General features: G+C 69.4%; 20 protein-coding genes. 15 read left to right on the plus strand and 5 right to left on the minus strand.

What is annotated here, in order from left to right:
* Nucleotides 1-3: 3 nt before the first annotated feature.
* The 11 genes from recR (at nucleotide 4) to GEV28_RS18565 (ending at nucleotide 12,036) form a co-directional block, all read left to right on the plus strand.
* Nucleotides 4-600, plus strand: coding sequence for a recombination mediator RecR (gene recR / locus GEV28_RS18515; protein ID WP_291413338.1), 597 nt, complete (start codon nucleotides 4-6; stop codon nucleotides 598-600).
* An 8-nt stretch (nucleotides 601-608) separates the two neighbouring features.
* Entirely contained in the window at nucleotides 609-1,121 is a 513-nt protein-coding gene (locus GEV28_RS18520) for a uridine kinase (protein ID WP_291413339.1), read from the plus strand.
* Between the two features lie 266 nt (nucleotides 1,122-1,387).
* A complete protein-coding gene (locus GEV28_RS18525; protein ID WP_291413340.1) occupies nucleotides 1,388-2,380 on the plus strand; it encodes an ABC transporter permease in 993 nt (330 codons plus the stop codon).
* Between the two features lie 56 nt (nucleotides 2,381-2,436).
* Complete coding sequence (locus GEV28_RS18530; protein WP_291413341.1) at nucleotides 2,437-4,197, plus strand: ABC transporter substrate-binding protein; 1,761 nt, start codon at nucleotides 2,437-2,439, stop codon at nucleotides 4,195-4,197.
* 110 nt (nucleotides 4,198-4,307) lie between these two features.
* The gene (locus GEV28_RS18535) at nucleotides 4,308-5,321 is read left to right on the plus strand and encodes an ABC transporter permease (protein ID WP_291413342.1); all 1,014 of its coding nucleotides are present in this window, start codon (nucleotides 4,308-4,310) and stop codon (nucleotides 5,319-5,321) included.
* Nucleotides 5,318-6,400 (plus strand): ABC transporter ATP-binding protein, encoded by a 1,083-nt coding sequence (locus GEV28_RS18540; protein ID WP_291413343.1) that lies wholly within the window; start codon nucleotides 5,318-5,320, stop codon nucleotides 6,398-6,400. Before GEV28_RS18535 ends, GEV28_RS18540 begins: the two co-directional genes overlap by 4 nt.
* Nucleotides 6,401-6,474: 74 nt before the next feature.
* Nucleotides 6,475-7,503, plus strand: a complete 1,029-nt coding sequence (locus GEV28_RS18545) for an ABC transporter ATP-binding protein (RefSeq protein WP_291413357.1) — start codon at nucleotides 6,475-6,477, stop codon at nucleotides 7,501-7,503.
* A 331-nt stretch (nucleotides 7,504-7,834) separates the two neighbouring features.
* Nucleotides 7,835-9,250, plus strand: a complete 1,416-nt coding sequence (locus GEV28_RS18550; RefSeq protein WP_291413344.1) for a radical SAM protein — start codon at nucleotides 7,835-7,837, stop codon at nucleotides 9,248-9,250.
* A 5-nt stretch (nucleotides 9,251-9,255) separates the two neighbouring features.
* Complete coding sequence (locus GEV28_RS18555; protein ID WP_291413345.1) at nucleotides 9,256-10,440, plus strand: MFS transporter; 1,185 nt, start codon at nucleotides 9,256-9,258, stop codon at nucleotides 10,438-10,440.
* Complete coding sequence (locus tag GEV28_RS18560; RefSeq protein WP_291413346.1) at nucleotides 10,437-11,177, plus strand: SDR family oxidoreductase; 741 nt, start codon at nucleotides 10,437-10,439, stop codon at nucleotides 11,175-11,177. Before GEV28_RS18555 ends, GEV28_RS18560 begins: the two co-directional genes overlap by 4 nt.
* A complete protein-coding gene (locus GEV28_RS18565) occupies nucleotides 11,155-12,036 on the plus strand; it encodes a hypothetical protein (protein WP_291413347.1) in 882 nt (293 codons plus the stop codon). Before GEV28_RS18560 ends, GEV28_RS18565 begins: the two co-directional genes overlap by 23 nt.
* Here the strand turns inward: GEV28_RS18565 and GEV28_RS18570 are convergent.
* Both GEV28_RS18570 and leuA read right to left on the minus strand, forming a co-directional pair.
* A complete protein-coding gene (locus tag GEV28_RS18570) occupies nucleotides 12,033-12,236 on the minus strand; it encodes a hypothetical protein (RefSeq protein ID WP_291413348.1) in 204 nt (67 codons plus the stop codon). The genes GEV28_RS18565 and GEV28_RS18570 overlap by 4 nt on opposite strands.
* 230 nt (nucleotides 12,237-12,466) lie before the next feature.
* Nucleotides 12,467-14,269: a 2-isopropylmalate synthase gene (leuA, locus tag GEV28_RS18575; RefSeq protein WP_291413349.1), complete on the minus strand. Its 1,803-nt coding sequence runs from the start codon at nucleotides 14,267-14,269 to the stop codon at nucleotides 12,467-12,469.
* A 244-nt stretch (nucleotides 14,270-14,513) separates the two neighbouring features.
* Between leuA and GEV28_RS18580 the strand changes: the two genes are divergently transcribed.
* From GEV28_RS18580 to GEV28_RS18590, 3 genes are all read left to right on the plus strand, one after another.
* A complete protein-coding gene (locus tag GEV28_RS18580) occupies nucleotides 14,514-14,813 on the plus strand; it encodes a hypothetical protein (protein WP_291413350.1) in 300 nt (99 codons plus the stop codon).
* Between the two features lie 66 nt (nucleotides 14,814-14,879).
* Entirely contained in the window at nucleotides 14,880-15,230 is a 351-nt protein-coding gene (locus GEV28_RS18585; protein ID WP_291413351.1) for a hypothetical protein, read from the plus strand.
* Between the two features lie 36 nt (nucleotides 15,231-15,266).
* The gene (locus tag GEV28_RS18590; RefSeq protein ID WP_291413358.1) at nucleotides 15,267-16,790 is read left to right on the plus strand and encodes a FadD3 family acyl-CoA ligase; all 1,524 of its coding nucleotides are present in this window, start codon (nucleotides 15,267-15,269) and stop codon (nucleotides 16,788-16,790) included.
* A gap of 3 nt (nucleotides 16,791-16,793) precedes the next feature.
* Here GEV28_RS18590 and GEV28_RS18595 read toward each other — a convergent pair whose 3' ends face one another.
* The 3 genes from GEV28_RS18595 to GEV28_RS18605 all read right to left on the minus strand — a co-directional run bounded on the left by GEV28_RS18595 (nucleotide 16,794) and on the right by GEV28_RS18605 (nucleotide 18,664).
* Complete coding sequence (locus GEV28_RS18595; protein WP_291413352.1) at nucleotides 16,794-17,249, minus strand: hypothetical protein; 456 nt, start codon at nucleotides 17,247-17,249, stop codon at nucleotides 16,794-16,796.
* Nucleotides 17,250-17,335: 86 nt separating this feature from the next.
* Nucleotides 17,336-18,016, minus strand: a complete 681-nt coding sequence (locus tag GEV28_RS18600) for a CHAD domain-containing protein (protein WP_291413353.1) — start codon at nucleotides 18,014-18,016, stop codon at nucleotides 17,336-17,338.
* Between the two features lie 51 nt (nucleotides 18,017-18,067).
* Nucleotides 18,068-18,664 (minus strand): TetR/AcrR family transcriptional regulator, encoded by a 597-nt coding sequence (locus GEV28_RS18605; RefSeq protein ID WP_291413354.1) that lies wholly within the window; start codon nucleotides 18,662-18,664, stop codon nucleotides 18,068-18,070.
* 45 nt (nucleotides 18,665-18,709) lie between these two features.
* Between GEV28_RS18605 and GEV28_RS18610 the strand changes: the two genes are divergently transcribed.
* Nucleotides 18,710-19,846: an acetyl-CoA C-acetyltransferase gene (locus tag GEV28_RS18610; protein ID WP_291413355.1), complete on the plus strand. Its 1,137-nt coding sequence runs from the start codon at nucleotides 18,710-18,712 to the stop codon at nucleotides 19,844-19,846.
* Nucleotides 19,847-20,049 lie beyond the last annotated feature (203 nt).

A 20,049-nucleotide genomic window follows, 5' to 3' on the forward strand; every position in this document is an offset into this window, starting at 1 on the left:
AAGATGTACGAGGGCCCGGTCCAGGACCTGATCGACGAGCTCGGGCGGCTGCCCGGTGTCGGTCCCAAGAGCGCACAGCGCATCGCGTTCCACCTGCTCGGTGCCGACCCGGCCGACATCGCCCGGCTCCAGCAGGCACTGCAGAAGGTCAAGGAAGGCGTTGTCTTCTGCGACATCTGCGGCAACGTCTCCGAGCAGGCCACCTGCCGCATCTGCCGCGACGCCCGCCGTGACGCGAGTGCCGTGTGCGTGGTCGAGGAGCCCAAGGACGTGCTGGCCATCGAGCGGACCCGCGAGTTCAAGGGCCGCTACCACGTGCTGGGCGGCGCGCTGGACCCGCTGTCCGGCATCGGGCCCGACCAGCTGCGGGTGCGTGAGCTGCTGACCCGCATCTCCGACCAGGAGGTCACCGAGGTCATCCTCGCCACCGACCCCAACACCGAGGGCGAGGCCACGGCCACCTACCTGGTCCGCATGCTCCGCGACTTCCCGGGCCTCACGGTCACCCGCCTGGCGTCCGGCCTCCCGATGGGCGGCGACCTCGAGTTCGCCGACGAGCTCACCCTGGGCCGCGCCCTCACCGGCCGCCGCACGGTGTGACAGCTGGGGTGCGCCTCGACCTCGGCCCATCCCGGCTGGGCGCGGTGCGGCTGGTGGCGATCGACGGACCGTCCGGCTCCGGGAAGTCGACGCTGGCCGGCGCGGTCGCCGCGGAGCTGCACGCGCCGGTGGTCAGCACCGACGACTTCGCCACCTGGGAGGACCCCGTCTCCTGGTGGCCGCGCCTGGTCGGCGGGGTGCTGGCCCCGCTCACCGCCGGCCGGCCGGGCGGCTACGTCCGAACGGAGTGGACGAACGGCCGGCCGCACCCTGGTGCCACGGTGACCGTTGAGGTGTCCGACGTGCTGGTGCTCGAAGGTGTTTCCGCCGGTCGCCGATCGATCAGGCCGCGACTCTCCGCGCTCATCTGGTGTGAGGTCACCGGTCGCGCCGAGCGACTGGCCCGAGCCGTCGCCCGGGACGGCGAGGCGTCCAGGGAACCACTGATCGCCTGGCAGGACTTCGAAGAGGGCTGGTTCGCGGTGGACGGGACGAAGGCCGCCGCCGACCACATTGCGTGATCGAACCTGTTGACAAGGTGCGCAATCTGCGGTGGTGTTCCCGGATCGTAACGTCATCTGGTCAAACCAGGCGGAACGCAGGGGCTAAGGTCTGCCACCGAGCGGTGAGATCCCGACAACGTTGAGGAGCGCGCGATGGCTTACCCGCGATCCGCGCCATTCGGTCCGTCGATGACACGCGGGCCGGAGATGGTGCGACTCGCGCCCGACGCCGACTGGTGGCCGACCGCCGACCTGGGCGTCCTGCCGGCCTGGCTGGTCGGCGGATGAGCGCTCCGCTCGACCTCTCGGACAGCGCGGTCACGCCCGAGGCGGTACTCGCGGGAGTCGGTAGCGAGGCGATCCGGGGCCGGTCGCTGGGTCAGATCGCCTGGAACCGCCTCAAGCGTGACCGGGTGGCCATCGGCGGCGCCGTCGTCATCGGTGTCCTGGTCCTGATCGCGATCAGTGCGCTGCTGCTCGACCGCGTGTTCGGTGTGATCGACCCGACCAAGTTCAACGAGGACCTGATCGACGGGTCGACGCTGATCCCCACCGGCACCTTCGGCGGGATGAGCTGGGACCACCCGCTCGGCATCGAGCCGCTCAACGGGCGCGACATCCTCACCCGGATCTACGCCGGCTCGTGGATCTCGCTGCTCATCGCGTTCTGCGCGACCCTGCTGTCGGTCGCCATCGGCACCACCATGGGCGTCGTCGCCGGGTACTTCGGCGGCTGGGTCGACACCCTGATCAGCCGCGCCATGGACGTGTTCCTGGCCTTCCCGATCCTGGTCTTCGCCATCGCGCTGGCCGGTGTCATGCCGGACAGCGCGTTCGGGCTGTCCGGCGACAGCCTGCGCATCGTGCTGCTGATCTTCATCATCGGCTTCTTCAACTGGCCCTACATCGGACGTATCGTCCGAGGCCAGACGCTGTCCCTTCGGGAACGGGAGTTCGTGGACGCGGCTCGCAGCCTCGGCGCGCGGGGCCCCTACATCCTCTTCCGCGAGCTGCTGCCCAACCTGATGGCGCCCATCCTGGTGTACGCATCGCTGATGATCCCGACGAACATCCTGTTCGAGGCGGCGCTGTCCTTCCTCGGGGTCGGTATCCGGCCGCCGACGCCGACCTGGGGTGGAATGCTGTCCGACGCCGTGCGGTACTACACGTTGCCCCACTTCATGCTCTGGCCCGGTTTGGCCATTTTCATCACCGTGCTCGCCTTCAACCTGTTCGGTGACGGCCTGCGCGACGCTCTCGACCCGCGGTCCAGATGACAGGCCAGGTCTCTCCCGTTGACCGGCTTACTACGAGATAGGGGTGCATCAGCAAGATGAAACGAAAGCGCCTGATCACCGCGACCGCCATCAGTGCGGTAATCGCGTTGGGCCTTTCCGCCTGTGGCGGCGGCGACGGAGATGACGGTGACGGTGGTGGCGACAACACCACGCCGGAGTTCAACGCCGCGATCGGCAAGGTCTTCAACCCGTCCGACCAAACGGGCGGGATCATCAAGATGGCCAACAACGGCGACTGGGACTCCCTGGACCCCGGTGAGACCTACTACGGCTACTCCTGGGACTTCCTGCGCCTCTACGGCCGCGCCCTGGTGATGTACAAGGCCGCCCCCGGCGACGCCAGCTCGGAGCTCGTGCCGGACCTGGCGGAGAGCCTCGGTGAGGCCAGCGACGACGCCAAGACGTGGACCTACAAGATCCGCAAGGGCGTCAAGTACGAGGACGGCACCGAGGTGACCGCCAAGGACGTCAAGTACGCGGTGCTGCGCTCCACGGACAAGGAGACGTTCCCGAACGGCCCGGCCTACTGGGAGGGCTTCCTCGACCTGCCCGAGGGCTACAAGGGTCCGTACAAGACGCCGGACTTGAACACCGACCAGGCGATCGAGACGCCGGATGACTACACCATCGTCTTCCACCTGAAGACGCCGTTCTCCGGCATGGACTACCTGGCCCAGCTGCCGCAGACGGTGCCGGTGCCGCAGGACAAGGACACCGGCGCGCGCTACCGCGAGCACGTGATCTCCACCGGCCCGTACATGTTCGACACCAACGAGCTGGCCAAGCGGTTCACCCTGAAGCGCAACCCCGAGTGGAGCAAGGACAACGACCCGAACCGCAACCCGCTGCCGGACGGTTTCGAGGTCGCGCTGAACGTCAACCAGGACGACATCGACAACCAGCTCATGTCGGGCGACCTGCAGGTGCACGTGACCGGTACCGGCCTCGCCTCGGCCGCGCAGGGCCGGGTGCTGTCCGACCCGGAGCTCAAGGCCCAGACGGACAACCCGTACCTCATCCGCCTCTGGTACACCTCGGTGAACCCGCTGGTGAAGCCGCTGGACAACATCGACTGCCGCAAGGCGATCATGTACGCCACGGACCGCACCGGGTACCAGCGGGCGCTGGGCGGGGACATCGCCGGCGGCGATGTCGCCACCCACGTGCTGCCGCCGCAGATCCCCGGCTCGGAGGACTTCGACCTCTACCCGTCCAAGGACAACAAGGGCGACTTGGACAAGGCCAAGGAGGCCCTGAAGGCCTGCGGGCAGCCGAACGGCTTCTCGACCAAGGTCACCTACCGCAACGAGCGGCCGCAGGAGAAGGCCGTCGCCGAGTCGCTGCAGCAGTCCCTCAAGAGGGTCGGCATCGAGCTCACGCTGCAGGGCTACCCGCAGGGTGACTACTTCTCCCAGTACGCCGGCCGCCCGCCGTTCGCTCAGCAGAACGGGCTCGGCCTGGTCGTCAACGGGTGGGGCGCGGACTGGAACGACGGTTTCGGCTTCCTCTCGCAGATCGTGGACAGCAGGGTGATCCGGGAGACCGGTGGCTCGTCCAACATCAGCGTCCGGCTCCCGGAGGTCGACCAGATGCTGGACGACGCGCTGGTCGAGCTCGACGACAGCAAGCGTGAGGCGCTCTGGGGTGACATCGACAAGCGGGTCATGGAAGAGGCCGTGATCCTGCCCGGTGTCATCGCGAAGGTGCTGCTGTTCCGCGGCGAGGGCCTGACCAATGTGTTCGTCAACGAGCAGTACGGCTACTACGACTACATGGCGATGGGCGTGGAGCAGTAGCCCGTCCGTCGTAGTCGTTCCGTCAGACTGATGACGGTGGCCGGTGTCCGGCCCGGACATGGTTCCGGGCCGGACACCGGCACCGAACTCGCCCCCGTGGAGAAGGCACATTGATCGCGTACATCTTCAGGCGGCTCATCGCGGCTGTGGTGCTGCTCTTCATCGTCAGCGCGGTCACCTTCTCGATCTTCTTCCTGGTGCCCAAGATCGGCGGTGGCGGGCCGGAGAGCCTCGCCTCCCGGTACGTCGGCCGGTCGGCGACCGAGGAGACGGTCAAGCTGATCGCGGAGCGCCTCGGTTTCTACGACCCGGTGGTCGTGCAGTACGGCAACTGGGTCAAGGGCATCGTCGTCGGCGAGGACTACGACTACGGCGCGGGTGTCGAGCACTGTGACGCGCCGTGCCTCGGCTACTCGTTCATCACCCAGCAGCCGGTCTGGCCGGACCTGCTGGACCGCGCGCCGGTGACCCTGTCGCTCGCGGTGGGCGCGGCGGTCATCTGGGTGGTCGCCGGCGTGTCGATCGGTGTGCTGTCCGCGTTGCGGCGGGGCACCGTCTTCGACCGGTCGGCGATGGGCATCGCGCTCGCCGGCGTGTCGCTGCCGATCTTCTTCACCGGCCTGATCTCACTGACGTTCTTCAGCTACACCCTGGACTGGACGGCCCGGGGTGGCAGCTTCACACCCATCGAGGACGGCATCGGGGACTGGGCGTACGCACTGATCCTGCCGTGGATCACGCTGGCGTTCCTGTTCTCCGCCCAGTACGCGCGGCTCACCAGAGCGGGCATGCTGGAGACGATGAACGAGGACTACATCCGAACCGCCCGCGCGAAGGGACTGCGAGAACGGCGGGTCGTGGTCAAACACGGCCTGCGCGGCGCGCTGACCCCGATCCTGACGATCTTCGGTCTGGACGTCGGTCTCCTCCTGGGCGGCGCGGTCCTCACCGAGAGCACGTTCTCGCTGAACGGCCTCGGCAAGTACGCGGTCGACGCGATCAACAACAACGACATCCCCAAGGTCATGGGTGTGGTGCTGTTCGCGGCGACCTTCATCGTGATCGCCAACCTGATCGTGGACCTGCTCTACGCGGTCATCGACCCGAGGGTGCGCACCTCATGACCCACCTTCCGGACGAGCCGCTCGGCGGCGTGGAGACCTTCGAGCCGCCGGTCACCGAGTCCGCCGCGTTCCTCGACGTGCGCGACCTGAGGGTGCACTTCCCGACCGATGACGGCGTGGTGCGGTCGGTGGACGGGCTGTCCTTCCAGCTCGACCGCGGCAAGACCCTCGGCATCGTCGGCGAGTCCGGCTCGGGCAAGAGCGTGACCAGCCTGTCGATCATGGGTCTGCACAAGGCCGGCGAAGCGGAGATCTCCGGTGAGATCCTGTTCAGCGGGCACAACCTGGTCGGCGCCAGTCCCGAGTACGTGCGCAAGCTGCGCGGCAAGGACATGGCGATGATCTTCCAGGATCCGCTGTCGGCGATGCACCCGTACTACACGGTGGGCAACCAGATCATCGAGGCATACCGCAACCACCACAACGTCAGCAAGGCGGTGGCCCGCAAGCACGCCATCGAGATGCTGGACCGGGTCGGCATCCCGAACCCGGCGTCGCGGGTGGACGACTACCCGCACCAGTTCTCCGGTGGCATGCGGCAGCGCGCGATGATCGCGATGGCCCTGTCGTGCGACCCGGAGCTGCTCATCGCGGACGAGCCGACCACGGCGCTCGACGTGACGGTGCAGGCCCAGATCCTGGACCTCATCCGGGACCTGCAGCAGGAGTTCAACTCCGCGGTCATCATCATCACCCACGACCTCGGCGTGGTGGCCGAGCTCGCCGACGACATCCTCGTGATGTACGCCGGCAAGGCGGCGGAGTACGGCACGGCGGACGACATCTTCACCGAGCCGCAGCACCCGTACACCTGGGGTCTGCTCGGTTCGATGCCGCGCCTGGACCGCGAGCGGTCCGACCGGCTGCTGCCGATTCCCGGCACGCCGCCGAGCCTCATCAACGTGCCGTCGGGCTGTGCGTTTCACCCGCGGTGTGCCTACGACGAGCTGAACAACGGGCTGAGTGAGACGGAGGTGCCGGAGCTGCGGGATGTGGGCAACGGGCACCAGATCGCGTGCCACCTGTCCGCGGAGAACCGGCTGCGGCTGTGGAGCACCGAGATCAAGCCGAAGCTGTGAACGGGGAGATTGTGACTGCTGACGCCGGCACCGAGTCGGTCACCGGGCCCGCCGGCTCGGGCTCGGGCGAGGAGCTGCTGTCGGTTTCCGGGCTGCAGAAGTACTTCCCGGTCAGGCGCGGGCTGCTGCAACGCAAGGTCGCGGCCGTGCAGGCCGTCGACGGACTCGACTTCGCCGTGACCAAGGGTGAGACCCTGGCGCTGGTCGGCGAGTCGGGCTGCGGCAAGACCACGACCGGGCGGCTGATCACCAGGCTCCTGGAGCCCACGGCCGGCACGGTCGTGTTCGAGGGCGAGGACATCAGCCACATCTCGACCGGCAAGATGCGCCCGCTGCGCCGCGACGTGCAGATGATCTTCCAGGACCCGTACTCGTCGCTGAACCCGCGGCACACGGTCGGCACGATCGTCGGAGCCCCGTTCAAGCTCCAGAAGGTGAAGACGGAGCACGGCGTCAAGCGCGCGGTCCAGGACCTGCTCGAGCTGGTCGGCCTGTCGCCGGAGCACTACAACCGCTATCCGCACGAGTTCTCCGGTGGTCAGCGCCAGCGCATCGGCATCGCCCGGACGCTCGCGCTGCGCCCGAAGCTGATCGTGGCCGACGAGCCCGTGTCCGCGCTCGACGTGTCCATCCAGGCCCAGGTGGTCAACCTGCTGGAGGACCTGCAGGACGAGCTGGACCTGACCTACGTGATGATCGCGCACGACCTGTCGGTGGTGCGGCACGTGTCCGACCGGGTCGCGGTGATGTACCTGGGCAAGATCGTGGAGCTGGCGGACCGGACCGGGCTCTACGAGCGGCCGATGCACCCGTACACCGTGGCGCTGCTCTCGGCCGTCCCGATCCCCGACACGGCCCGGCGCCGGCGCCGGGATCGCATCCGGCTGACCGGCGACGTCCCGAGCCCGATCAACCCGCCGCCGGCCTGCCGCTTCCACACGAGGTGCTGGAAGGCGCAGGAGATCTGCTCGTCGGAGGAGCCCCCGCTCACGGAGCTGGTCCCGGGGCACCAGGTGGCCTGCCACTTCCCGGAGAACCTCGAGGCGCCAACCATCAACCCGGTGACCAACGAGCCCCCGGCCGCCTCGGCGGAAACCGAGTAGCTCCCCCTCCTTCGCGCCCGTCTATACGGTCCTGTGTGGACGGGCGCTTTCGTGCGCGGGATTGGCTGCGGCGCACCCTTTGCGTGGTTCTCGAGTGGGGCTCGAGTGCGCGACTCGAACCTGGTCACCGTCGGTAGCTAACCCGATCTGCTCAGAGAGGGGTGCTTTCAGATGGTCGAGATCGAGGTCGTGGAGACCGAAGAGGTGGTCGCCACCGTGTGGGTGGCCACCTGATGTCCCGGCGGGTTGGGGCACGTCCGCCCGACGGGCGTGCCCCGGCCGATCCCAACACCGGCCGATCCGACACCGGCCGATCCACGAAGGAGGACCAGTGCGACTTTCGCTTACGGCCGAGACACGCGTCGGCCTCGCCGACGAGCTTCGTTTCGAGGACCGGGGGTCACACACCCTCGTGGTGTCGCCCGGCACCGGTGGCTGGATGGTCACCGACGACCAGTCCGAAGTGGACGTCCTGCGGGCGCTCGAGACCGGGACGCTCGACGACATCGACCTTCAGCCCGAGCGGGTCGCCGAGCTGTTCCAGCACGGGCTCGTCACCCTCGACGACATGGGCTACGGCACCTCGTCGTCCCGGGTCGAGGGGCTGCGGCTGCTCGCACCCACGAGCACCCACAACACCTACCCCGTGCTCGGCATCTTCCACGTGCACAACTGGTGCAACCTCGCCTGCACCTACTGCTACACCATCGAGGACGGCGTCCCGCGCAAGCAGCTGAAACTCGAGCTGATGCTCAAGGCCGTCGACGAGCTCGTCGCGCTCCCGACGCCACTGACCAGCCTCGAGTTCCACGGCGGCGAGCCCACGATGGCCCTCAAGGACATCCGCCAGGTCGTCGCCTACGCCAAAGAGGTCTACGCCAAGGCGAACAAGAAGGTCGTCTTCTCCATCCAGACCAACGGCTACAACCTGAGCCCCGCCGTCTGCGACTTCTTGGCGGACAACAACTTCTCCGTCCGCGTCTCACTCGACGGCACCCAGGAGATGCACGACGAGTTCCGCGTCGACCATCGCGGCAAGGGCTCCTACAAGGGCGTCGTCAAGGGCATCAAACGCCTGCAGGACAAGGGAGTCGCCGTACACGCGGTGTGCGTCGTGCACGCCGGCAACACCGACCGCATCGTCGAGATGTACGACTCGATGGCGGCCCTCGACGTCGCCAGCGTCCAGTCCGGCAACGCCGGCGACGAGGACTGGCTCTCCGGCGACCGGTACTTCGAGTCCTACTTCAAGGTCGTCAAGCACGTCGCCGCCCGCGCCCGCGCGGGCGAGGAGCTCGTGCCGCTCGTCAACCTGCTCGCCGGGGAGCTCGGGTCGCTGCGCTCGTTCCGCCGCGAGTACATGTGCATGCGGAACCCGTGCGGCGCCGGCGTCAACATGATCACCGTCGACACCAACGGCGACCTGTACCCGTGCGAGGAGATGGTCGGCAAGCCCGAGTTTGTCATCGGCAACCTCGCCGAGACCGACATCCGCACCGCCATCGACACCAGCCCGGTCGTCGAGAAGCTGCGCGAGCGGCACGTCGAGGAGATCGACGAGTGCAACTCGTGCACGTGGAAGCAGTTCTGCCACGGCGGCTGCGTGCACAAGAGCTACACCCACTTCAAGCGGCTCGACCGCGAGTCCGAGCACTGCTCGTACTACAAGCGGATCTACCAGGAGCTGATCTGGCTCGACGTCGAGGAGCCGGGCACCTGGGAGCTGCTGTCCCCGACCGGGCGGTGAGCACGATGCGCAGGCCGTGGCCCGACCACCTCGGCAAGGTGCTGGCGGCGCGGCTGCTCCTGGGCGGCTACTTCTTCGTGCCCTACATCGTGCTCTACGCGTCCTCGATGGGCATATCGCTGTCGCTGCTGCTGGTCATCGAGGCGCTCTTCGCGTTGCTCATCGTGGCGTTCGACCTGCCGGCCGGCCATCTCGCCGACCGGATCGGGCCGCGCCAAGCGCTGGTCCTCGGCGCCGCACTGCAGGGCGGCGCCGCGCTCCTGCTCGGCACCGTGCCTGATGCGGCGGCGTTCTGGGCCGCGCAGCCGCTGTTCGCCGCGGCCACCGCGCTGACCATGGGCGCCGACGCGGCACTCGCCGCGGGCGTGCTGCGCCGGGCCGGGCGATCGGGTGAGTTCGAGGCGGGGGAGCGGCTGTTCCAGTCGCTGAACCTGGCGGTGACCGCCGTGGTGCTGGCGTCCGCGAGCGGGCTGTCGCTCATCGGGATGCGCTGGACGTTCGTCGCGACGACCGTGGCGCAAGGTCTCGCCGTCGTGGTCCTGCTGCGGGTGGCCGACGTTCGGTCCGAGTCCGATGTGGACCGGGTGCCGCTCGGCCGGCGGCTGCGCGGGCTCGCGCAGGGGGTGCGCCGGGCGCCGGGCCTGCCGGTGGACCTGCTCGCGATGATCCTCACCGGCACGGCGTTCTCGGTGCTGCTGTACCTGACGCCGGTGTACTACGTGCGTGCCGGGCTCACCGAGCACCTCGTCGGCGTGGCCGCGGCCGGGGTCGCGCTGGGTGCGTCGGCCGCCGCGTTCGGGCTGCCGGACCGGTGGCCGCTGCGGGTGACCGTGGTGCTCGCCGTGCTCGCCGTGCTCGCGTCGGCGGCGCTCGGCCTCGAGTCGGTCGCGGTGGTGCTCATCGCCGCGGTCGTCGTGCAGACCGCGCAGGCGCGGCTCGTGCCGCGGTTCCGCGCCAGGGTGCTCGACGACCTGCGCGAGCACGGCGAGGCGACGGCCATGAGCATCGTGACCACCAGCCGCAACCTGGGCTTCGCCGTGCTCACCCCGTTCGTCGGCGTGCTCACCGCGTGGTCGGGCCCGGCCGGGCTGGCGGTGCTGTGCGCGGTGCTGTTCGCGGTCGCCGGGCTCGCGATGTCCGCGCGCATGTCCACGCGCATGTCCACATCGAGACAACTGGAGACGGTGTGAGTGGTCACCCTTGGACGCTGGCCGGGCGAACGGTGCTGCTGACCGGTGCCGCGGGCGCGGTCGGCAAGGCGGCGGCCGTCGCGTTCACCGAGGCGGGCGCGAAGGTCGTCGGCGTCGATCGGAACAAGGACGCACTCGTCTCGTCGATCGCGACGGGCGCGCTGGCCGACGGTCTGGCCGGCGACCTGACCGACGCCGAGTTCGTCGCGCAGGTCGTCGCCGACCAGCCCGAGGTGGACGTGCTGGTCAACAACGTCGGCGCCGGCACGTCACTGATCCTCGCCGACACCACCGACGACGTGCTCGACCACATGCTCGAGATCAACCTGCGGACCGCGTTCCGCCTGTGCCGGGCATACGCGCCGGGCATGGCGGAGCGGCGGCGCGGCAAGGTGATCAACCTGTCGTCCGTGCTCGGCATGCACCCGGTACCCACGGTGGCCGCGTACGCGGCGGCGAAGGCGTCGCTGATCGGCTTCACGAAGTCGATCGCGCTCGAGTACGCCGGCCGCGGCGTGCAGTGCAACGTGCTCGCGCCGGGCTACCTCGCGGGGCCGAAGAACGCGGAGTACTTCGACTCGGAGGTGGGGCAGCAGTTCGTGCGGCGCTTCATGCCGACCGGCCGGGTCGGGCCGGAGGACGCGCTGAACGGCCCGCTGCTGTTCCTGGCGTCGGGCATGTCGGACCACATGACGGGTCAGGTGTTGGTGGTGGATGGTGGCTACAGCGTCTGGTGAGGTCCTCGCTTCCTACACGTGGCCCGCGGGTTCGACGATCGACGTCTCGGTGTTCGGTTCCGGCGGCCCGCTGATCGCCGTCGGCGTGTTGCCGCACGCCAACGAACCGCTCGGCTCGGCGTTCGCCGCGACGGTGCCCTTTGTGGACACACCGGGCCGCATCGCGCTCGTGGGCCCGATCGACCCGCCACCGCCCGAGCACAGGTTCGCGCTGCCCACCGACCCGGTGCGGTACGTGGCCGGCGGCTACCTGCAACCGTTGCCGGACCAGGCCGAGTTCGCCCACTGTGCGAACCCGTCCGCGCCCGCCCAACACCGGGCCGCCGAGCTGCGCGCACGCCTGAAGGAGCTTGGTCCCGACGCGTTGCTGTTGCTGCACAACGACATCGGCGCGATCGGCCCGTACCTGTACGCGAACCGGCACTGGCGCGGCGTGAGCGACCACCTGCGCGGCGACCTGGCCGACGCGTTCCCGCGCAGGCCGAAGCTCGCCGCCGCGTGGACGACCACCCTCGACGACAACACCTACGCGTACTTCCCGGCGAAGCGAATCGGCGTGGCCGGCACCGAGTGCGCCGGCCTCCATATCGAACGCGAGCTCGGCATCCCGACGCTGACGGTGGAGCTGCCGATGTTCCACTGGGACCACGCCGACCACACGAGACGCACGGTGGCCGAGGCCGTGGGTAGGTGGATAGCCCGAGGCGCCACCCACGGCGGCGACACCGATCGCCTGGTGTGCGAGGTGATCGCCGCCGTGGGCACGCGTCAGGTGCCGATGGTGCCCGCCGAGATCAGCGCGCGCGTGGTGTGGGCGGTCCTCGCCGGACTGCACGAAGACCTGTCCGCCGGAGGCTAGCCATCGCACTGGTCATCGTCGTACTTCCCGCCCCCGATCTCGAGTACTCCCTCGATCCGCTTACGCAGCCACTCTCGCTGGAACGGGTCCTTCTCGGCTTCGAGCTCGGCCCGGTACTCGGCGAGCAACTCGTCCCGAACCTTCTTGTTCGCCGCCTCCATGTGGGCGATCTCGGCGTCCATCTCCTCGATGCTCGGCACTACATCCCCTCCTCGTCGGGCTCGCCCAGGCGCTCGGCAATGCGCCCCAGCTCACGGTGGTACCTGTCCAAGCGCCTGCGTTAGAAGTCGATGCCCTCACGGTAGTCAGCAACCAGCTTTTCGGACCGCTCCACTTCGCTGTTCAACTCGATCCGGCGGAACTTGTCCGCGTCGGTGTTCCCCTCCATGCCAGGCAAGGTAGCGAGGAGCACCGACAAGAACGCGGAGCGTCAGCGGTGCGCGCGGTTGATCGCCGACACCACCGCACGCAGCGACGCCGTGACGATCGAGCTGTGCACGCCCACGCCCCAAAGGACCCGGTCCCCGATCGTGCACTCGACATAGGCGGCCGCGCGCGCGTCGTCGCCGGCGGTGAGGGCGTGCTCGGTGTAGTCGAGGACCCGCACGTCGTAGCCCACCGACGCCAGCGCGTCGACGAACGCCGCGATCGGGCCGTTGCCCGCGCCGGAGATCTCGTGCCGGTCACCCTCGACCTCGACCACCGCGGAGATCTCGTCGTGCCCCTGCCCGTCGGTGCTGTCGTCCGCGCTGATCCGGTGCTCCCGCAGCACGACCGGCGTCGCAGGCGACAGGTACTCCGAGTCGAACGTGGACCACATGAGCGCGGGGGACACCTCGCCGCCCTCGTTGTCGGTGTACCGCTGGACCACCTGCGAGAACTCGATCTGCAGCCGGCGCGGCAGGTCCAGCTGGTGCTCGGTCTTCATCACGTACGCCACGCCGCCCTTGCCGGACTGCGAGTTCACCCGGATCACGGCCTCGTAGGTGCGGCCGACGTCCTTCGGGTCGATCGGCAGGTACGGGACCTCCCACTCGTGGTCCTCGACCGGGTGGCCGGCGCGAGAGGCCTGGTCACCCAGCGCGTCGAAGCCCTTGTTGATCGCGTCCTGGTGCGAACCCGAGAACGCGGTGAACACCAGGTCCCCGCCCCACGGGTGCCGCTCGCCGACCGGCAGCTGGTTGCAGTACTCGACGGTCCGCCGGATCTCGTCGATGTCCGAGAAGTCGACCTGCGGGTCGATGCCCTGGCTGAACAGGTTCATCCCCAGCGTGACCAGGCAGACGTTGCCGGTCCGCTCGCCGTTGCCGAACAGGCACCCCTCGATCCGGTCCGCCCCGGCCTGGTAGCCCAGCTCCGCCGCCGCAACCGCGGTCCCGCGGTCGTTGTGCGGATGCAGGGACAGCACCACGGACTCCCGGCGCTCGAGGTTGCGGTGCATCCACTCGATCGAGTCCGCGTACACGTTCGGGGTCGCCATCTCCACCGTCGCCGGCAGGTTGATGATCACCGGCCGGTCGGCGGTGGGCCGCCAGATGTCGGTGATCGCGTTGCACACCTCGACGGCGTAGGACAGCTCGGTCCCGGTGTAGGACTCCGGCGAGTACTCGAACCGGAAGTCGGTGTCGGTGTACTTGCCGGCGTACTCGAGCACCATCTCCGCCGCCGAGGTCGCGATCTTCTTGATCCCCTCGCGCTCCTCGTGGAACACGACCCGCCGCTGCAGGATCGACGTCGAGTTGTAGATGTGCACGATCGCCTTGTGCGCACCCTGCAGCGACTCGAACGTCCGCTCGATCTGCTCGGGCCGGCACTGCGACAGCACCTGGATCGACACGTCGTCGGGTACCGCGCCGTCGGCGATGATCTCCCGGACGAAGTCGAAGTCGGTCTGCGACGCGGCCGGGAAACCGACCTCGATCTCCTTGTAGCCCATGCGTACGAGCAGGTCGAACATCTTGCGCTTGCGGGCAGGCGACATCGGGTCGATCAGCGCCTGGTTGCCGTCGCGCAGGTCGACCGCGCACCACTGCGGCGCGCGGGTGGTCTGCTTGTCCGGCCACGTGCGGTCGGGCAGCGTCACCGGCTCGACGAGCTGGGCGAACGGCTTGTAGCGGTGGATCGGCATGGCCGAGCCGAGCTGGGTGTTCCAGGCCGGCTGGTCGGCGGGCGCGGGGCGGGAAGGCATGCGCAGCTTGCTGTTCACGGCACGCTGAGTGTCGGGAATGGTCATGATGTGAAGGTCTCCTGGCCGGATTCGATGAAGGAAGACCGGCAAGGCTTCGCCCCGCGGCGGGGAGCCGGTCTGGTCAGGCCCCGTCGCGGCAACGAAGGAGGAGCACACGCGCCACGAGCGTCAGCGTAGCGACCGTGTCCAGGCGGGGCGAAATCCGCGTTCCACATAGTGGGCCGAACGGCCCAGCCAGGTTGCTCTCGCCGGAGCGTTTCGTCACAGCCGTGCCGGGCATCCACCTCTCATGACTACTCGTAGATGGGCCGTGAGCAGTGGTCGAGGAACTGCCGCGCGAGTCATTACAGGCATTGGTGCGCTGTTCGCACTGATCGAGGTCGTCTACATTCTCATGATCTTGTTCGGGGCGAACCAGGCGAACTCGTTCTTCCAATTCGTCAAGTCGCTCGCCGAACCGCTGGCGCTGTTCTTCCCGGGTCTGTTCAACCTGGCCAACGACAACCTCGAGACGATCGTGAACTACGGTCTCGCCGCCGTGTTCTGGATCGTGGTCGCCAGTTTCCTCGCCCGGCTGGTCTCCCGCTGACCGCCGCCGCCCCGGCTGCCTACCCGCCGGTAGTCAGCCGGGGGCCGGACGTGTCAGACTCCCATCATGGCCGCGCAAAGTGAGCGTCCTGAGGACGTCGCGCAGGAGCACCGGCGAAGCCCTGCGGAGGTCCGCGCGTCCGCGGTGGGAGGCCTCGCCGGTCTGGTCCGCTGGGTCGGCCTGATCTTCGCGCTGGTGCTGGTCGTGCACGTGTTGCTCACCGTCGGCAGCGCCAACCAGGACAACGGCATCACCGTCTTCTTCGCCGACACCGCCAAGCCGCTGGCGTTGGCCTTCAAGTCGCTCTTCACACCCGAGAACGCCGAGCTGCGCGTCCTGGTCAACTACGGCCTGGCGGCACTGTTCTGGCTGATCGTCTCCTCGGTCGTGTCCCGGCTCATCCGCCGGCTGGCCTGAGCGGGTTCGCCCGATGACCCTAGAACGTGTTCTAGCATTGGTCGGGTGGACACCATCCCGGCAGCGCTCGCCGGCGCCTCGTCGCGCTTCGGTGACGCGGAGGCACTCGTCGACGGAGCCGTCCGGCTGTCCTGGCGGCAGCTGCACCAGCACGTCCGCACAGCCGCACGGGCGCTGATCGCCGAAGGCGTCGTTCCGGGCGACCGGATCGCGCTGTGCTCGCCGAACACGCACCACTGGGTGGTCGCGGCGCTGGCCAGCACCTACGCCGGGGCGACGCTGGTGCCGGTCAACACCCGGTTCACCGCCGCCGAGACGGCCGACATCCTCACCCGGACCAAGGCGTCCGTCCTGGTGGTGGCCGGGGAGTTCCTCGGCCGAGACCGCCTGGCCGAGCTGCGGGCCGGCCGGCACCCCGTGCCGGAGACGGTGATCCACATCCCGCTCGACGCCGTCGAGGAGCCGCCGGGCGTCATCGCCTGGGACGATCTCGAGGCGCGGGCCGACGGGGTGCCGGACGCGGACCTGCGGGCCGCCGAGGTCGGGCCGGACGACGTCAGCGACATCCTGTTCACCTCGGGCACCACCGGCCGCAGCAAGGGCGCGACGAGCGCGCATCGTCAGGCCCTGGGCGTGGCTCGCGCATGGGCCGACCTCGGCGACGTGACCACCGCCGACCGGTACCTGGTGATCAACCCGTTCTTCCACAGCTTCGGCTACAAGGCCGGCATCCTGGTGTGCCTGCTGACCGGGGCGACGATCGTGCCGCAGCGCGTGTTCGACGTCGCCGAGGCGATGCGGCTGGTCGCCGCCGAGCGGATCACCGTGCTGCCGGGCCCGCCGACGATCTACCAGACGATGCTCGACCATCCGGACCGCGACGCGTTCGACCTCACGAGCCTGCGGCTCGCGGTCACCGGCGCGGCGACCGTGCCCGTCGCGCTCGTCGAGCGGATGCAGAACGAGCTGGAGCTCGACGCCGTGCTGACCGCGTACGGGCTGACCGAGGCGGTCGTCGCGACGATGTGCCGGACCGCCGACGACGCGTCGACCGTCGCGCACACCTGCGGTCGGCCGACCGCAGGCTTCGAGCTGCGGATCGAGCCGCCGGCCGGCGAGGTCCTGCTGCGCGGCCCGAACGTGATGCTCGGCTACCTCGACGACGAGGCGGCCACCGCGGCCGCGGTCGACGCGGACGGCTGGCTGCACACCGGCGACATCGGTCGGGTCGACGAGCGCGGGTACCTCACGATCACCGACCGGCTGAAGGACATGTACATCTCGGGCGGCTTCAACGTGTACCCGGCCGAGGTGGAACAGGCTCTCGCGCGACTGCCCGGGGTCGTCGAGTCGGCCGTGGTCGGGGTGCCGGACGAGCGCCTCGGCGAGGTGGGCAAGGCCTACATCGTCCGCCGCGGTCCCGCCCTGTCCACCGAGGACGTGCGGGCGCACTGCAAGCGGGAGCTGGCGAACTACAAGGTTCCCCGGGAGATCGAGTTCCGGCCCGATCTCCCGAAGAACCCGTCCGGCAAGGTGCTCAAGCGGCTGCTGCGCGGCTGAGCGTCAGCGCTGGTCGTAGGACTCCTGGTCCCGCTCCGACGGCAGCTGTCCGGACTCGCTCCCGCCGCCGTACTGGTCGCCGCCCCGCTGCTCGCCGCCACCGGACTGGTTCCGGTCGGACCCGCCGCCGGCCTCGTTGCCGGACTCGTTCTGGCCGACCTGGCCGCCACCGGACTGGTCCTGGCCGTAGCCACCGCCGCCGGACTGGTCCTGGTCGGACCCGCTGCCGGACTGGTTCTGGTCGGACCCGCCGCCGGCCTCGTTCTGGGCATACTGGCCGCCGCCGGCCTCGGACCGGTCGCCGTACCGGCCGCCGCCGGACCGGCTCTCCCCGTACTTCTCCTGCTGACCGCCGGACTGCTGATCACCGTGGGACCGGCCCTCCCGGCCCGACCCCGACTCGACGTTCTCCTGACCACCCGACTCGTATCCGGACTGCTGGTCCTGGTCGCCGATCATGTCCTCACCTGCCTCTGCGTTGAGGTCTCGAGCGTCTGACCCGGGCCATGTGCCCCGAACGGACCGCCTCTATGCCGCCGAACGGACTATCTCACCCATCTGGGTGATGAAAAGGGCCGGCACGGGGGCTCAGTCGGGCCCAGGCGCCGGCGAACCGTGCCTCGGCGTCGGCGGCGCGGGCATGCTCGCGCCCGTGCAGCAAGCCGAAGGTGAAACCGTTCGCGGTCGAGCAGCGTGCGGTAGGCCTGCAGGACGCCGCGCAGCCGCCGGGCCGCCACCCGCATCCGGTGGACGGCGTCCGGTGTCTCGCGCCGAGCCAGGAGATCGTTGCGCACCAAGGCGTCGACCTGGCCGGACAGGTAGATGACGAGCTGGTCGCCCGCCGTGCGGCCCGGCTCGTCCTCGGGGGCCGGGCGCAGCACCCGGGCCAGCTTCGAGCCGTACGTCGCCGGTCGCAGTCCCGCCTTGCGCAGCTGCCGCTCGGCACGGTCGAGGAGCGCGGCGTCGGTCTCGTCGGCGAGCTCGAGCTCCCGCCAGTTGTCCATTGTGGATGCGCGGAGGTTCGCGGCCTCGACGTGGTCGTCGGTGAGCTCGGCGAGCGCGGAGCCCGCCTCGTCGACCAGCTGCCAGGTGGCCCGGCGGGTGACGATGCGTGCGACCGGCACCAGCGGCACGTCCCGGGGGCGGCCGAGGGTGAGCGCCACCAGGTCGGCCGGCGGCGTGTTGGAGCGGCCGAGCGGGAAGTGGATCTCCTCGCGGGTGCGCATGAGCTACTACTGCCTACCCGATCGGTGACCCGACAAACAGCGACCCGACCGTCAGCCGTTCGGGGCGAGACCGTTGAAGATCAGCGTGAGGTAGTGCTCGGTGAGCTGGTCGGCGGACATGCGACCGTCCGGCCGGAACCATCGGACGGTCACCCACACGGAGTCGCGCAGGAACCTGTACGTGACGAGGGGATCCAGGTCCGGGCGGAACTCGCGGGCCTCGACGCCGTCGCGCAGGACCGTGATCCAGATCCGGCGGACCTCCTCCTCGGCCTTGGTCAGGTAGGTGAACCGGGGGAGCGTGCGGAGGTAGTTGCGCTCGTTCTGGAGGACGGTGATGGCGGCCCTGTGCTCGGACAGCGACCGGAACGAGGCCAGCACGAGGTCGCGCAGGGTGGTCTTCGGCGCCGTGTCCTTCTTCGCGATGGCACGGTAGGTGTCGAGGAGCTCCTCGAGGTAGCTGGACAGCAGCTCGTCGAGGATCGTCTCCTTGGAGTCGAAGTGGTGGTAGAGGCTGCCGGACAGGACACCCGCGGCGTCGCCGATGTGCCGGACCGTGGTGGCCCGGTAGCCCTGCTCGGCGAACAGCTCGGCCGCGATCTGCACCAACGCGTCGCGTCGTTCCGAGGGCCTCTTGGTTCCCGTCATCTGCTTCACTCCCACACCCAAGCGCTAGCTTGGTAGCCTACCAGCGTGGCAGACGCGTACCTCGTCGACGCTGTTCGCACGCCGGTCGGCCGGCGCGGCGGTGGTCTCGCCGCGGTTCACCCGGCGGACCTCGGCGCGCACGTGCTGCGCGCGCTGTTCTCCCGGGTCCCGGTGGACCCCGCGGTCGTCGACGACGTGATCTTCGGATGCGTGGACACGATCGGACCGCAGGCCGGGGACATCGCACGCACGTGCTGGCTCGCCGCGGGCCTGCCGTCGGAGGTGCCCGGGGTGACCGTCGACCGGCAGTGCGGGTCCTCGCAGCAGGCGGTGCACTTCGCCGCGCAGGCCGTGATGTCGGGGACGGCCGACGTCGTGGTGGCCGGCGGGGTGCAGAACATGAGCGCGATCCCGATCTCCGCGGCCATGCTGGCCGGGCAGGCGTACGGGTTCCCGGATCCATTCACGACGTCCGCCGGGTGGCTCGCGCGGTACGGGGACCAGGAGATCTCGCAGTTCCGCGGGGCGGAGACGATCGCCGCCACGTGGGGGATCTCGCGGGTCGAGATGGAGGAGTTCGCGCTGCGGAGCCATTCCCTGGCCGCCGGGGCGTCGTTCGTCCGGGAGATCGCGCCGGTCGGTGACGTCACGGTGGACGAGTGTCCGCGGGACACGTCGCTGGAGAGGATGGCCGCGCTCGCGCCGTTGCTGCCGGACGGCCGGCTGACCGCGGCGCTGGCGAGCCAGATCGCCGACGGTGCGGCGGCGATGTTGGTGGTGTCGGCGCGGGCGCTGCGCCGGTACGGGCTGACCCCGCGGGCCCGGGTACACCATCTGAGCGCGCGCGGCGGGGATCCGGTGATCATGCTGGACGCGCCGATCGCGGCGACCGCGCACGCGTTGCGACGCTGTGGACTGTCCATCGCCGACATCGACCTGGTGGAGATCAACGAGGCGTTCGCGAGCGTGGTGCTGGCGTGGGAGCGGGAGTCCGGCGTGGACCCGGCGCGGGTGAACGTGTCCGGCGGGGCGATCGCGCTGGGGCATCCGCTGGGCGCGACGGGGGCGCGGCTGATGACGACGTTGCTGCACAACCTCGAGCGGACCGGCGGGCGGTACGGCATGCAGACCATGTGCGAGGGCGGCGGCCAGGCGAACGTGACGATCTTGGAGCGGCTGTGAGCGGGAGTGACGGAGCGTTCGCTGTCTGGACGTAGGAGAAGCGCAGGCGCGTCAGCGCCGAGCATCGCACGGAGGAAGACAGTGAGTAGCGGAGGAGCGGAGCGAACCATGGGCACCGTGAGCGGGGGTGACGGAGCGTTCGCTGTCTGGACGTAGGAGAAGCGCAGGCGCGTCAGCGCCGAGCATCGCACGGAGGAAGACAG

The sequence above is a fragment of the Actinophytocola sp. genome (assembly GCF_009379765.1).
Taxonomy (GTDB): domain Bacteria; phylum Actinomycetota; class Actinomycetes; order Mycobacteriales; family Pseudonocardiaceae; genus Actinophytocola.

Excerpts from the sequence above, each read along its gene's own strand:
- recR (WP_291413338.1), top strand. The coding sequence starts at position 4 with ATGTACGAGGGCCCGGTCCAGGACCTGATCGACGAGCTCGGGCGGCTG.
- GEV28_RS18525 (WP_291413340.1), top strand. The coding sequence starts at position 1,388 with ATGAGCGCTCCGCTCGACCTCTCGGACAGCGCGGTCACGCCCGAGGCG.
- GEV28_RS18530 (WP_291413341.1), top strand. The coding sequence starts at position 2,437 with ATGAAACGAAAGCGCCTGATCACCGCGACCGCCATCAGTGCGGTAATC.
- GEV28_RS18540 (WP_291413343.1), top strand. The coding sequence starts at position 5,318 with ATGACCCACCTTCCGGACGAGCCGCTCGGCGGCGTGGAGACCTTCGAG.
- GEV28_RS18555 (WP_291413345.1), top strand. The coding sequence starts at position 9,256 with ATGCGCAGGCCGTGGCCCGACCACCTCGGCAAGGTGCTGGCGGCGCGG.
- GEV28_RS18565 (WP_291413347.1), top strand. The coding sequence starts at position 11,155 with ATGGTGGCTACAGCGTCTGGTGAGGTCCTCGCTTCCTACACGTGGCCC.
- leuA (WP_291413349.1), bottom strand. The coding sequence starts at position 14,269 with ATGACCATTCCCGACACTCAGCGTGCCGTGAACAGCAAGCTGCGCATG.
- GEV28_RS18580 (WP_291413350.1), top strand. The coding sequence starts at position 14,514 with ATGACTACTCGTAGATGGGCCGTGAGCAGTGGTCGAGGAACTGCCGCG.
- GEV28_RS18585 (WP_291413351.1), top strand. The coding sequence starts at position 14,880 with ATGGCCGCGCAAAGTGAGCGTCCTGAGGACGTCGCGCAGGAGCACCGG.
- GEV28_RS18595 (WP_291413352.1), bottom strand. The coding sequence starts at position 17,249 with ATGATCGGCGACCAGGACCAGCAGTCCGGATACGAGTCGGGTGGTCAG.
- GEV28_RS18600 (WP_291413353.1), bottom strand. The coding sequence starts at position 18,016 with ATGCGCACCCGCGAGGAGATCCACTTCCCGCTCGGCCGCTCCAACACG.
- GEV28_RS18605 (WP_291413354.1), bottom strand. The coding sequence starts at position 18,664 with ATGACGGGAACCAAGAGGCCCTCGGAACGACGCGACGCGTTGGTGCAG.